This window comes from Paenibacillus allorhizosphaerae (genome assembly GCF_042659105.1).
GTDB classification, from domain to species: domain Bacteria; phylum Bacillota; class Bacilli; order Paenibacillales; family NBRC-103111; genus Paenibacillus_G; species Paenibacillus_G allorhizosphaerae.
The window spans coordinates 269323-282664 of record NZ_JBHSRV010000008.1; the positions used below are offsets into that span (position 1 = coordinate 269323).

Genomic DNA, 13342 nt, shown 5'->3' on the forward strand with positions numbered 1-13342 from the left:
AAATTACAAAACGTACGTTCCCCCGTCAACCGTCAAAAAACGTTGTTTTGAAGCGTCCCCATTCCGGCCGGAACTTTACAATATAAGGAAACCGCATTTCCCGGGACTGGGATTTCTCTTTGTTGCTCGCGCGGACAACGATTTTCAAATTGGACGCAGCCTGTATTAAAAAGTAAACTGGAAAACAACCGTTCGGTCCGGTTGCTTCATAAGCAAAGACCGATTATAAAAAAACAGGAAAAGGACCGATTGAACACTGACACGCTGTTGTCAGCGTTCCTGATATACAGTAATGACATGAAGTCATTCATTGCGATTCCGAATGGTTGGCGTTTCCCCACTACTTACGACTAATGGAGGTTATATGATGATGTATTTAACGGTACAAAGTTTTATTGAAGATTACGAGAACGAATCCATGGCCACGCAAAGGCTATTAGACGCATTGACGGATGAATCCCTCCGGCAGGAGGTGGCTCTCGGTTACCGAACGCTCGGCCACCTGGCGTGGCACCTTGTGCCGAACGGCAGCATGCTGGATCAAGCCGGCTTGCGGTTTGAAGTACCCGCGGCGCGCAATGAGCCGCCGGCATCGGCCGATATCATCGCGCAATCATACCGCTTTACGACTCGGTCGCTGATCGAAGCGGTACGGACACAGTGGACGGACGAAACCCTTCAAGAAACAAACCGTGTATACGAAAACCCATGGAAAAACGGACTGACGCTGTCGATTTTCTTGCGGCATGAAATTCATCACCGCGGGCAGTTGACCGTTTTGATGCGCCAGGCCGGACTGCAGTTCACCGGCGTTTACGGCCCAACCAAAGAAGAATGGGCCGCCTTCGGGATGGCCGCTCCGGCGATATAAACGATTCGCGGCATTATCCATTAACCGCGTAAACCATCAAGAGGCTGCATCATTAGCGACTTTTCCGCCAACGACACAGCCTCTAATTGTTGGAAATATGAAATGCAACGTTGAGTCCTCAGCACCTCTTACTAATGGAATGAGTTCAGCGCTCTCTCCCCTATTGAACACCACCGCAATCGGCTGTTTTATTCCAATGCCACCAGACAAAGCTGCTCTTCGCAAGCTTTTGCCTGAATCGTAAAAACAAACTCCGCTCCTTGTCCGTTCGAGTCTGCCAGCGCAATCGCTCCGCCCATCAGCTGCACCAGATTTTTGCAAATCGCAAGGCCAAGGCCTGTCCCCCCGTATTTGCGCGCCAGCGAGGAATCCACTTGCGTAAATGGCTGAAACAGCATGCTGCGCTTCTCCTGCGGAATGCCGATGCCCGTATCGATTACACGAAATTCGAGCGACAAGCGATGCGCCGGGAGCTTCTGCTGCGACACCGTTACATGGACGCCGCCCTTCTCCGTAAATTTGACGGCGTTGCCGATCAAATTAATCAAGATTTGCCGCAGCCGGGACTCGTCGCCCGTAATGCAATCGGGAATGGCCGCTTCGATATCAGATGTAATTTCCAGCGATTTGCAGCGGCACTCCGGCATGAAAATCTCAATCGTTTCCAGCAAGCAGGCGCGAAGATCAAACGGTTCTTCCTTGATCTCCATTTTCCCCGATTCGATCTTGGACAAGTCCAATATATCGTTAATGATATACAGCAGCGCCGCCCCGCTCCGGCGAATCGTGTCGGCGTATTCCTGCTGTTCCGGGCTCAGCCGCGTCTCCAGCAGCAAATCGGCCATGGCCAGCACCCCATTCAGCGGCGTGCGAATCTCGTGGCTCATGATGGCCAGAAACTGCGCTTTGGCGAGCGCCGCTTGCTCCGCCGCTTCTTTCGCCTTCTCCAGCTCACGCGTTCTTTCGTTGAGCAGCGCCGTCTGCTCCCGGAGCTTGATTTGCGCTACGTGGATGCTGACGAATCCCTGAATCTTCGATTTCAGCGTTCGCGGCGAGAACGGCTTCACGATATAATCGATCGCCCCCACCGAGTAGGCGGTGAAGTAGTCCTGTTCATCCGGCGCCGCCGTCACAAATATGATCGGCACGGCTTTCGTTCGTTCGCGCGACTTAATCCATTGGGCGGTTTCGAAGCCGTTCATACCCGGCATTTGCACATCGAGCACGATGACCGCAAAATCATGCTTCAGCAAACAGCGCAGCGCTTCCTCCCCGGAGGCTGCTTTGACCAAATCATAGTTTTGGTCCTCCAGTACCGCTTCCAGCGCAAGCAAATTTTCCGGTTGGTCGTCGACCAGCAGTATGCGGATCGGTTGTTCCATACCAACCCTCCTCACTTTATCTTGCGAAATATTTTCTCGTGTACATCAATTGATTCATAACAATCGGCATGCTTCGTAAACGTAATCGATTCCTTGGACCCGAGCACAAGATAGCCGCTTGGCGTCAAGCTTTCGTAGAACAGCCCGTGTACCTGGTTTTGCAGCGTCGCGTCGAAATAGATCAGCACATTCCGGCAAAAAATCACGTGAAATTCGTTAAACGACCGGTCGGTTACCAGGTTGTGCTGGGCAAACACAATATGTTCCCTCAGCATCGGATGAAACACCGCCGTATCTCCGGATGCGCCGTAATATTCGGAAAATGCCTCTTTTCCCCCCGCCGAAATATAGTTTTTGGTATATTCCTGCATTTTCTTGAGCGGATACGACGCCTGTTCGGCTGTATGCAGCACCTCTTCGTTAATATCGGTCGCATAAATCGTGGACCGCTCATACAGTCCTTCCTCATAGAGCAAGATCGCCATGGAATATACTTCCTCCCCGGTCGAGCAGCCAGCATGCCAGATGCGTATGGAAGGCACGTGCTTCAGCAGCGGCACCACTCGCTCGCGGAACGCGGCGAACATCGACGGATCGCGGTACATCTCGGTTACGTGAATGACCAAATCGCCGATCAGCCGTTTCATGCAGCGTCGATCATGCAAGATGCGCTCCAGCAACCCGGAGACGCTCTGCAGCTTCTCGGCGTAAATGCGGTGCCAAATGCGCCGCCGCAGCGAGGGATAAGCATAATTGCGGAAATCGTACCCGTAAAACCGATAAAGCCCCTCAAGCAGAAGCTGAATTTCGAGCCGCTCGCGCTCCTCCTCCATCCATTCCTTGCTACCTTCCGGCTCCAACCCCATATCCATATCCATTTTAGCGAACTGCCCCTTTGGGCCGGTGCCCCTATATTTCTCTTCGATGTTATATTCACCGTTTATTTGCACAGCCAAACCCTCATCAGCGAAAGCAGTTGTTCCGTATGAACCGGCTTTGTAATATAGTCCGATGCTCCGGCCTGGATGCATTTCTCGCGGTCTTCCTTCATCGCCTTAGCCGTCAGCGCAATGATCGGCAGCTTATCGAACCGTTCGTCCGCGCGAATCGCCTGCATCGCTTCGTAGCCGTCCATCTCCGGCATCATGATGTCCATCAGCACGAGATCGAAGCCCGGCTCCCCGTCCAGCAATTCCAACGCCTGCCGGCCCGTCTCGGCGAAGGCCACCTGCATGCCGAGACCTTCGAGCAGATTGGACAGCGCGAACACATTGCGAATATCATCGTCGACGAGCAGCACTTTGCGTCCCGAGAAGTCGGCTTCGATGCTGTGCAGCTTTTGCAGCAGCTGCTTCTTCTCTTCCGGCAGCCGCTCTTCCACCCGGTGGAGGAACAGAGCGGTCTCGTCAAGAAGCCGCTCCGGCGACTTCACATCTTTGATAATGATCGACTCGGCGTATTTTTTCAGCCGCAGCTGCTCGTTTTTGCCAAGCGTCGTTCCGGTGTACAAAATGATCGGAATGCGGCGCAAAGTTTCATCCGCCTTGATCCGGTCGAGCATCTCGTAGATCGGAATATCGGTCAGCCCGTAGTCGAGCACGATACAGTCGTACGGCTGTTCCGCCAGCCGCGCAAGCGCCTCGGCCCCGCCGGCCGCCGCCGTAATGCTCACATCGTCGTGAGCGATCAGCTCGGTCAACCGGCTTCGCTGCGCTTCGTCCGGCTGGACGATCAGCAAATTGCCGATATGCCGGTCAAGGAATTTCTGGATATGGACAAACGCTTCCTCCAAGCTCTCTTTGCTTGTCGGCTTTTGCAGCCAAGCGATCGCTCCGAGCGAAAGCCCCTGGTGGATTTCGTCGACAACCGAAATAATGTGAACCGGGATATGTCGGGTCGCCGCATTGTTCTTGAGCTGCACGAGCACGGACCAGCCGTCGATGACGGGCAGCTGAATATCGAGCAGAATCGCGTCCGGCAGCCGTTCTTTCGCCAGTCGAAGACCCGTATCGCCCTGCAGCGCGACGATCGCTTTAAAGCCCCGGCTTCGCGCCATATCGAGCAAAATGGTCGCAAAATGCGGGTCATCTTCAATGATAAGCAGCACTTTGTCGCCCTCGGCAACCGAATCGCGGTCATCCGCAAGCGATGCCGCCTTCCCGGCGGGAGGCGTCGTACCGGGAATCGCCAGCGCCGGTTCCGGCCGCACCCGTACCGCCTCATTGGGCAGCGGGGATTCCAGAGCAGACGGCAGCTGTACAAGCGCCGTCGCCGCCTCGCGGGAGGCGGGAGAAAAGCTCATCGGCAGCCAGAGTGTGAACACGCTGCCTTTGCCTTCTTCGCTTTCAAGCTCGATCGTGCCGCCCATTAAAGCGGCAAGCTGGCGGCTGACGGACAGACCTAGGCCGGTCCCTCCGTATTTGCGGCTCGTCGTGCCGTCCGCTTGCTGGAACGCTTCGAAAATCATTTGCTGCTTCTCCGGCGGAATGCCGATCCCGGTATCTTCTACGACAAAAGCGATCATCGGCCTGGGATCGGTGACAAGCCGCACGGCAAGGCGAACTCCGCCGCTCTGCGTAAATTTGAACGCGTTGGAAAGCAAGTTCTTCAATATTTGCATCAGTCGTGAGCTATCCGTATGAATATGGAGCGGCACGCCGTTCTCCACGTGTATTTCAAAGTCAAGCGCTTTGTTCTGGGCAAGCGGTTCGAACGATCTGTTGGCGTATTCGACGATCTCCGCAACGCCCACCTGCTCCTGACGAATTTCCATCCGTCCCGATTCCACTTTCGCCAAATCAAGCACATCATCGATCAGCTTCAGCAGATCGCAGCCGGAGGAATAGATCGTATCGGCATATTCCACCTGTTTGCCGGTTAGATTGCCGTCTTTATTCTCTTTCATCAGCTGCGACAGTATCAGCAGGCTGTTAAGCGGCGTGCGCAGCTCATGCGACATGTTGGCCAAAAACTCGGTTTTGTACCGTGAAGCCACCGCCAGTTCGAGCGCATGTTTCTCGAGCGATTCCTTTGTAATCTCAAGCTGGCTGTTGATTTCCTCCGTCTCGCGAACCTGCACCTCCAGCTCGGCGGTCTTGCGCATCAAGGCGTCGTTGGCCTGCTCCAGCTCCTCCTGCTGCCGCTGCAGCAGCTCTTCCGAAGCCTGGAGGACCCTCGTCTGCTCCTCCAGCTTTTCATTGGACGCCTTCAGCTCATCCTGCTGCGACAGCAGCTCCTCGGATTGGCTCTGCAGCTCTTCGGTCAACGCTTGGTGGATGCGCAGCAATTCCTCATTGTGCAGTCGGCTTTGCAGCGCATTGAGCAGCGTACCAAACGTATCGCTCATTTGATCGATCAGTTTTTGCTCAAGCTCGGATATGGGTTTCACCGAGACGAGCTCGAACACGCCCAACACGTCATCGGTATAAAGGATCGGCTGTATCGTAATCATAAGCGGCTCGATGTCGCCGTAGGCGGAACGAATCTTGGCGTAATCGCCCGACGGAACCTCGACGCGAATCGGCTTGCCATCCTTGGCGCATTGGCCGGCAAGACCTTCACCGATCTTGAACTGCGGGATGGGATTCGCCTCTGCGTAAGCATACGTTCCCGTCAGGTACAATTGTTGTTCCCTGGCAGATTTTCCGGCAACGTAGAACGCGCCGCTTTGAGCGCCTACAATGCGGGAAAGCTCGCTTATGAAAATCGTAGTCATTTCCTCGATCGACTCGGTCTCTTGCATTTGGAACCAGACGCTGGCCGACTTGGATTGCAGCCAGATCGTATCTTCATTGATCCGAACAAGCGCCTCTTCCTTTTTGCGCGTGGCTTGCAAGTCGTCTGCGAGCTGATTGAACAATACACCGAGCTGGCCGAGCTCGTCGTTTGATTTTACCTGATAACGGTATGCGTTATCCTCCCAGTCCCCGCTGGTAAAATGGTTCATCATATCCGACAACGACGACAACCCGCGCGTCAGGCTCGCGAGAATCCAAAGGATAAGGGCGATACCGAGCAGCACCCCGGGAACGGCCAATAGGAGGACGTAGTTCGTCGTCCGCTTATTGTCGTTCTGCGTATCCGCAATGGCCTTGTCCATCGCATCCTCTTGGTATACGCTGATTGCGGTCATGCTGCTCATAAAATCTTCCAGCAGCAAGGCGCCGGTCGTATTGCGAAGCAAGTTCGCCTCCTCCCGTTTTCCTTCCTGATGCAGACTGACAGCTTGATCCTTGAATTCCAAATATTTTTTGCCGGTATTCATCAATTCGACGGCGAGCCTCTTTTCTTCGCTGTCTTGAAACGACGTCTCGATTTGGCTCATCTGGGTTGTCACTTTTTTGCTCAGGCTGCGGATCAAGTCCGAATTTTTTTTCTCGCTGTCTAAGTTATTGGCCAAGAGCAAGTTTCCGACGGCTCTCGTCAAATCGGCGGCATCGCTGCGCATCTGCGCCGTCAGCTTCACTTTCTTATACCGATTTTCGTAAATATCTTGAATGGAGGCATCGCTGCCCGTCAAACGGTTCACGCCAATACCCGCAAGCACAAACAGCAAAATCAGCATAATGCTGAATCCCATAATCAGCTTGGTTTTAATTTTCATACGTTTTTGTCCACTCCTTGCCACAAGAAAAAACTCGGACCATAACCGATGGGTCCGGTCGCATATGCCGATCCCGCCCTATGTCGCTTTGATCAGCACCATGCAAATGTCATCGCTCTGCGCTTCTCTTGTATGCACCGGGAGCAGTTGATCGACGAGCACGTTCGGATCAGGCTCCCGGTATACGTTATCGCGCAGCCGCTCCGCAAGCACGTCGTATTCCGGCACCTCGTCCGGATGATCATCGGACAGCGGGATCGATTCGAGCAGCCCATCGGTATAAAGCGCAATGCGAATCGGGTTATCGTATGTGAAGCTGCTGCTCGTAATATCCATCTGATCGAAAAAACCGACGGCACAGCTGCCTTGGCTTAGCAATACCGGTGCTTTCCCCTCTTCGAAAAGCAGTCCGGGGGGATGTCCGGCATTCACGTATTCGACTTTTTTTCGTTTCGTGTCGATGAGCAAGTAAATGGCCGTAAAATAATAGTTGACGGAAGGTTTTTTGCGATTTAATTGGTTCATATAGCGGTTCAGCTCCGCAATGACGAATTCCGGAGATACGAAGCGGATGATCGTGTCCTGCATGACGGAGGAGATGAACATGCATACAAGCGAGGACGAAATGCCGTGCCCCATCATATCGAGCAAAATAACGCCGTACCGATCCTCGTCGATCCGGTACCAAGCATATAAATCGCCCGCCAGCTCGGAGGACGGATAATAGGCGGCGCGTATTTCTAGCCGATCCCTTTGAAGAGGCGGACTCAGCACGCTCGACTGCACTTGCTTCGCCAGCTCCAGCTCGCCGCGCAGCCTCGCTTCGTATTCTTTGTGCCAGTCTTTCTCGTATTTGAGCCGCAATGCGACGCGAATGCGAGCGATCAGCTCGACTTTGTTGACCGGCTTCATCACGTAATCGCTGGCACCCGCCTCCAGCGCCTCCGCGAGCTTGATGGAATCCCCCACGGCCGTAACGATAATGACAGGGATATCCTTCAGCCGCTCGTCCTGCTGTATGCGCCGGCATGCTTCAATGCCGTCCAATTCGGGCATCATCATGTCCATGAGTATAAGGTCGACTGGGATGCTGCCTGCCTCGGCATGCTCCTGCAGCCGGTTCAGCAAATCCCCGGCGGATGCGAACTTCCAGAAGGAATCGTAGCCCGCGCTTTTTAATATTTTTTCTATCACGATAAGATTGACCGGATTGTCGTCTACAATGGCAATATTCATGCTTGTTGTCGCTCCCCGCTCTATTGGCTGTACGGCCCTGAAAGACCGCCGGCGGTACGTGCCTAATAATTAATTATAACGACTTTATTTAATTTATGTAACCTTAAAGACAGAACGGTGAATCAGGAGAGTAAGGAATGGTGCCACGTTTTCATCGCTTTAGGATTCAAGGGAGGATGAGGGCAATTCAACATGAATCACATAGCTCTCAAATGATGCGAAAGCTTTTCAAACTAAAAACTATGAAATTAGATCTAGTACGCAGAAGTAAAATATTGTATAATCATATCCGTTGTCCATTTTTATAGGTCTTTTCGCTTATACTTTTGGATATTATACTAAAAAGAGAGTAGGAGAGAATGTAATGCTTTTCAAGTCAGTACGCAGCAAGATCAGCGCATTTTTAATTTTTTCAATGCTCGCGAGCACCTTTTTGCCGGTTCTGGCATCCGGTGCTGAAGCCGAGTTCAAAGACATCGCCGAATCTTACGCTCAACGAGAAATTATGTCTTTGGCTGAGGCCGGTATTATTTCTGGTTATGAAGACGGGTACTTCCAACCACGCAAAGAAATGACTCGTGCAGAGCTGGCTAAAATTATCGCATTAACTATGGGATTAAAGGAAAATGCGAATAAAGCCGTAATGTTCAAGGACGTTGATGCAACAAGTTGGTACGCGGGATATGTAGGGTCATTGGTCGAACACGGCATCGCTCAAGGAACTTCCGAGACCTCTTTTTCTCCTGATGCGAAAGTGACCCGTGAAGAGCTTGTTGTTTTCTTTATTAGAGCGTTAGGGTTAGAAAACGCAGCCAATCAAGCTGCGGTTGAGCTGAATCTGTCGGATATAGCTTACATATCTTCATGGGCAAAGGCCGACGTTTTATTGGCGTTTCAATTAGGTCTAGCGAACGGGATCGAAAATAGCGATGGAACTTTGAGGTTTGATCCTAAGAACAATGCGGAGAGACAAGCCTTGGCGCGATTGGCTTATGAAATCAGCATAAACAAAGCAAAATTTGTTGATAGGGTAAGAGAATCCGGGGATAAAAAAGCAACAAGTACCGAAGAAGCTGTTACTGCAACCGAACTTCCGACTGTAAGCAATATTTTGGCGGTAGACAACACGAGTGTAGAGGTTACCTTCGGCAAATCTGTCGAATCCGCTGATAAAGCTGACTTTACATTTGATAACGGTTTGAATGTAACGCAGGCAGATATAGATGCTGGCGACAAAAGCGCTGTTCTGTTGACCACGACCGCCCAAATGGAGAACGTAAAATATAAATTATTTTATAAAGGCAAAGATACAGGGAAAACGGTGTTTGGGGTTGCGGCGCCGGTCAGCGGGGGCAGCAGTTCTGACTCCGGATCAGACAGTTCGGATCTTCGTTTACCCAGCGTGGTTACCGACGGCGATAATGTTACCATTAACGAACCGGGCGTTACATTATCGGATATGGTGATCGCTGGCGACCTCATCATTAGCAAAAGTGTTGGCAATGGCGAAGTATACTTAAAGAATGTAACCGTTAAAGGTAAAACATATGTTTATGGCGGCGGCGAGAATAGCATTCATTTGGAAAACGCAGTAATGCTAACCGTTATTGTTGATAAGAAAGATGGCACGGTTCGTCTGGTAGCCAGTGGAAAAACGGTTGTGCAAGAAATGGTGCTGCAAACAGGAGCAAAAGTGGAAACGAATAATGGTACGAGTATTAATAACGTGACGTTGTCTAACGAGCTTCCATCGGGTACGCGCATTACGTTGTCCGGAGGATTCGAAACGGTCAATGTAAACGCAAGCGGCATAAAAATCGAACTTCCGTCGGGCAGCATTCAAAATGTAAATGTCGCTAGCAATGCGGGCGGCACCGTAATGCAAACGTCTAGCGAAAGCACCATCGTAAAGATGATATTGAATGCAGCGGTCAGCATTTTGGGACAGGGCACAATCAAAGACGCAACGATTAACGCTGCAGGAGTAACGATGGATAAAGCTCCAACGAATATGACTGTAGGGAACGACGTACCGATCGATACGCCAATAAACATCGGGGGATGCGAAAATACAGTTGCCTTCAGGCCTACCGTCGAAAATCTTGTGGTAAACGTAGGTGAGGCCGTTTATGCAACAAGCCCCCGCGATGGAGTGATGTATCTTGTTCCATATAGCATAAAGGTTCCTGCTGCGAATGACGACAAAGGCGTGGCAGAACAAATCCCGTACCTCGATGCTGCGGTTGCGGCCGGAGCGGCCAAGAAAGCGACGGTTCAGACAGGCGTGCGCACGTGGTTTGAAACAACGGCCTCTATGATCAATAGCAATTCAAACATTTACTATAGGCTTTTTGTTATCGATAAAAATATGCAGGTTTCCAGTACCGTTACCAACATTGTTGTTTTGGCTGACGGAAAAACACCGCTTTCTATGTTGACCTCTTCCATTAGTTCTACTGCAGGCTACAAATCCGTAACAATCTTATATAACCGTGACATCATGTTCGTTCCTGGGAAGAATCCGGCTGAAACCGTAACGTTTTCTGCCTATGGCAAGCCTGACCGCTATCTCGATATGAGCGAAATCACCATTGATCGAAACAAACTGATTTTGCGCCCGAAACAGCCGGTTGCCAGCAAACAATTTGGTTACCGCATCGCTTCCGGGATTGTGCAGACGTTGGATGGGAACTTCAAGTCCATAGCTCTCGATATTACAAATCTGTCGACAAGCGGAACCTTGGAAATGGTCTCTCCGGGATTGGTTTGCAAAAAAGTAACCGCCAAAGTGGGGACCGTTTTGAAATTCAAAGCAAGCTCCAACAGCGTCTCGAAACAAGAATCAAACAGACAAGACACCGTGTACTTGCTGCTGAATGACATGATCGCAAGCGGCTATTCCAGTTTGGACAGACCCAAATTCGACGAGCAAGTTGCCAAGGGATTCGGACGGAAAGTCAGCTTGACCGGCGATGGCAGCGCTCAAGAGTATGAAATCGACACTTCCAATCTGCCAGCGCTTACCTATAGATTGGTTCTCGTGTTCGGGGGTCCTAGCATCACTGTAGAGCTGACCGAATAAGTAGTAAGAATACAATCTCTGTTCTAGATATTTTTGACACATAGCTATCATGTAGAAAAAAAACGAAGCCACCAATAAAATATTGGTGGCTTCACTATTTTATGCAGCGTTAAAATTCGCCATCTCTACACTTCATCCCACAAACGGCGCACATTCTCAAGCCCGAGCTTGGCACCCGTCTTGCACTCTTCCATTCCTTCGAATTCGATGGACACGTACCCGTCATAACCGGATTGTTTAATCACGCTGAGCACCTGCCGCATCTCAATATCCCCGTTGCCGACGATCGCTCCGCGCAAATAGTTGCCTGACGCCGTCTGGAACCACCCGGTTCCCGGATTGCGGTCCGACGGACGGCGGTAAAAGTCTTTAATATGCACCATCGAGGCATAGGCGATATTTTTTTTCACGGCGGATACCGGGTCTTCGTCTACGCACAGGAAGTTGCCGACATCGAGCGTCGTTCTGAAATTGTCGCGGTCTACCGCGTGAATGAGCGCTTGAACGCGGTCGCTTGCCTGAATGTAGTAGCCGTGGTTTTCCATGCTCGTGACGATGCCGTACTGCGCAGCGTAGTCGGCGATTTGCCTGCAGGCCGCGGCGAGCTTCTCCAAGTCCTCGTGAAAGCGGGCAATGGAAGTATCCTTGCGCGAAGCGACGTCGTGCCGCATCCGCTTGACGCCCAGACGGCTCGCGATGTCTACCTCCCGCTTCACCCGCTCGATCTCCGCTTCGTATTCCTCCTGCGTATCTTTAATGAAATTGGCCCCGATCGCATAGTTAGACACATCGATTCCGACGGCAGCCGCCTTTTCCCGAATCGCATCGATCAGTTCGGGATTGTCTACCAAGCTAAAACCTAGAGGCACAATTTCAACATGCTCGCCTCCGTGCTCGACGATCCAGTCGATGACGCCAAGAATGTCCATTTCCCCCGATCTTAACGCACGAACGAGACTGTAGGAGCTTAAACCGAGCTTCATTGGGACACGACCTCCTGACGGGAACCGTCGAACCGGATCTCGATGCCTTTCTCGGCCGATTCGTAAATTCCGCACAATATTTTCATGATTTCAAGCCCATCCTCTACCGGGCTAAGCGGCGCATTGCCGGTCTGGCAGCATTCGACGAAATGATTGATCTCATTTTGGAATGCGGCTGTCACGTTCAGCGATTTATGATCGGTTTGCGGCACAACGTTCAAGATCGTATTATGCTTCTCCGCAACGATCGTCACCGCCGGCTCCAGCTCGACTCCGCCTTTTTCGCCGAACAGCTTGACGACCGTCTCGTCCTGCTTCGCATGCAGCGTAAAGCTGACGTCTACCAAGAGCGACGCGCCGTTCTCGAAACGAATGACCGCGTTGGCCATATCCTCTACCGTATTTTTGCTGGCATCGTAATCGGCCGCTTTATAGAACGACAAATTTTTCACGTTGGAACGGTTTCCAACCTTCCGGTATGTATTTCCGGTGATGGATGCGACTTTCGGCCGGCCCATCAAGTACCAGCACAAATCGATCACATGCACGCCGATATCGATCAGCGGGCCGCCGCCGGAGCGGTCCTGGTCCGCGAACCAGCCGCCGGGATTGCCCAGCCTGCGGATGCTGCTGGCTTTGGCATAATAAATTTCGCCAAGGTCGCCGCTCTCGATAAACTGCCGCATGAGCTGGGCGTTGGCGTCGTATCTGCGCACAAAGCCGACCTGCAGAATGTTCCCCGTCTCCCGCACCGCCTGCTGCACTTTGAGCGCTTCCTCCACCGTCCGGCACAGCGGCTTTTCCACCAGCACGTTTTTGCCGGCACGCAGTGCGGCGATACTGATCTCCGCGTGCGTATTGTTCCATGTACAAATGCTGACGGCATCCACGTCCGGATCGGCCAGCAGCTCATGGTAGTCGGTATATACTTTGGTTGCACCGTATTTGGCGGCCTTCGCCTGCGCTCTCGCTTCATTCAAATCGCAGATCGCATAAATGGTCGCTTGCGCGTTTTTTTGATAAGACAGCAGATGATGCTCCGAAATGGAACCTGCTCCGATGACGCCGATGTTCAATTTCTCCATGCAAAAAGCCACCTCCGGATAATGTCAAAGCTATGTACTATATCGTCAAATTACCACGACTTCCCCGAGGAAGGAATGCACTTAATGATCAGTTGCATGG

General features: G+C 51.9%; 8 protein-coding genes. 2 read left to right on the forward strand and 6 right to left on the reverse strand.

The genetic code is table 11. The annotated features are described in order from the left end of the window. The first annotated feature begins 364 nt into the window (after nucleotides 1-364). Nucleotides 365-871 (forward strand): DinB family protein, encoded by a 507-nt coding sequence (locus tag ACFQI7_RS26035; RefSeq protein ID WP_329958242.1) that lies wholly within the window; start codon nucleotides 365-367, stop codon nucleotides 869-871. A gap of 188 nt (nucleotides 872-1059) precedes the next feature. Here the strand turns inward: ACFQI7_RS26035 and ACFQI7_RS26040 are convergent, their stop codons facing one another. The 4 genes from ACFQI7_RS26040 to ACFQI7_RS26055 all read right to left on the reverse strand — a co-directional run bounded on the left by ACFQI7_RS26040 (nucleotide 1060) and on the right by ACFQI7_RS26055 (nucleotide 8092). Next, the gene (locus ACFQI7_RS26040; protein ID WP_218099876.1) at nucleotides 1060-2253 is read right to left on the reverse strand and encodes an ATP-binding protein; all 1194 of its coding nucleotides are present in this window, start codon (nucleotides 2251-2253) and stop codon (nucleotides 1060-1062) included. Nucleotides 2254-2264: 11 nt separating this feature from the next. Then, complete coding sequence (locus ACFQI7_RS26045; RefSeq protein WP_230415074.1) at nucleotides 2265-3131, reverse strand: CheR family methyltransferase; 867 nt, start codon at nucleotides 3129-3131, stop codon at nucleotides 2265-2267. Between the two features lie 62 nt (nucleotides 3132-3193). Continuing rightward, on the reverse strand, nucleotides 3194-6856 hold the full coding sequence (locus ACFQI7_RS26050) for a response regulator (RefSeq protein WP_218099877.1): 3663 nt from the start codon (nucleotides 6854-6856) through the stop codon (nucleotides 3194-3196). Nucleotides 6857-6934: 78 nt separating this feature from the next. Continuing rightward, a complete protein-coding gene (locus ACFQI7_RS26055; protein ID WP_218099878.1) occupies nucleotides 6935-8092 on the reverse strand; it encodes a PP2C family protein-serine/threonine phosphatase in 1158 nt (385 codons plus the stop codon). 364 nt (nucleotides 8093-8456) lie between these two features. Between ACFQI7_RS26055 and ACFQI7_RS26060 the strand changes: the two genes are divergently transcribed. Then, nucleotides 8457-11174 (forward strand): S-layer homology domain-containing protein, encoded by a 2718-nt coding sequence (locus ACFQI7_RS26060; RefSeq protein WP_218099879.1) that lies wholly within the window; start codon nucleotides 8457-8459, stop codon nucleotides 11172-11174. A 125-nt stretch (nucleotides 11175-11299) separates the two neighbouring features. Here the strand turns inward: ACFQI7_RS26060 and ACFQI7_RS26065 are convergent, their stop codons facing one another. Further along, a complete protein-coding gene (locus tag ACFQI7_RS26065) occupies nucleotides 11300-12157 on the reverse strand; it encodes a sugar phosphate isomerase/epimerase family protein (protein ID WP_218099880.1) in 858 nt (285 codons plus the stop codon). Beyond that, entirely contained in the window at nucleotides 12154-13242 is a 1089-nt protein-coding gene (locus tag ACFQI7_RS26070; RefSeq protein ID WP_218099881.1) for a Gfo/Idh/MocA family protein, read from the reverse strand. The genes ACFQI7_RS26065 and ACFQI7_RS26070 overlap by 4 nt, the downstream gene beginning before the upstream one ends. Between the last annotated feature and the right edge of the window lie 100 nt (nucleotides 13243-13342).

Excerpts from the sequence above, each read along its gene's own strand:
- ACFQI7_RS26035 (WP_329958242.1), top strand. The coding sequence starts at position 365 with ATGATGATGTATTTAACGGTACAAAGTTTTATTGAAGATTACGAGAAC.
- ACFQI7_RS26040 (WP_218099876.1), bottom strand. The coding sequence starts at position 2,253 with ATGGAACAACCGATCCGCATACTGCTGGTCGACGACCAACCGGAAAAT.
- ACFQI7_RS26045 (WP_230415074.1), bottom strand. The coding sequence starts at position 3,131 with ATGGATATGGATATGGGGTTGGAGCCGGAAGGTAGCAAGGAATGGATG.
- ACFQI7_RS26050 (WP_218099877.1), bottom strand. The coding sequence starts at position 6,856 with ATGAAAATTAAAACCAAGCTGATTATGGGATTCAGCATTATGCTGATT.
- ACFQI7_RS26055 (WP_218099878.1), bottom strand. The coding sequence starts at position 8,092 with ATGAATATTGCCATTGTAGACGACAATCCGGTCAATCTTATCGTGATA.
- ACFQI7_RS26060 (WP_218099879.1), top strand. The coding sequence starts at position 8,457 with ATGCTTTTCAAGTCAGTACGCAGCAAGATCAGCGCATTTTTAATTTTT.
- ACFQI7_RS26065 (WP_218099880.1), bottom strand. The coding sequence starts at position 12,157 with ATGAAGCTCGGTTTAAGCTCCTACAGTCTCGTTCGTGCGTTAAGATCG.
- ACFQI7_RS26070 (WP_218099881.1), bottom strand. The coding sequence starts at position 13,242 with ATGGAGAAATTGAACATCGGCGTCATCGGAGCAGGTTCCATTTCGGAG.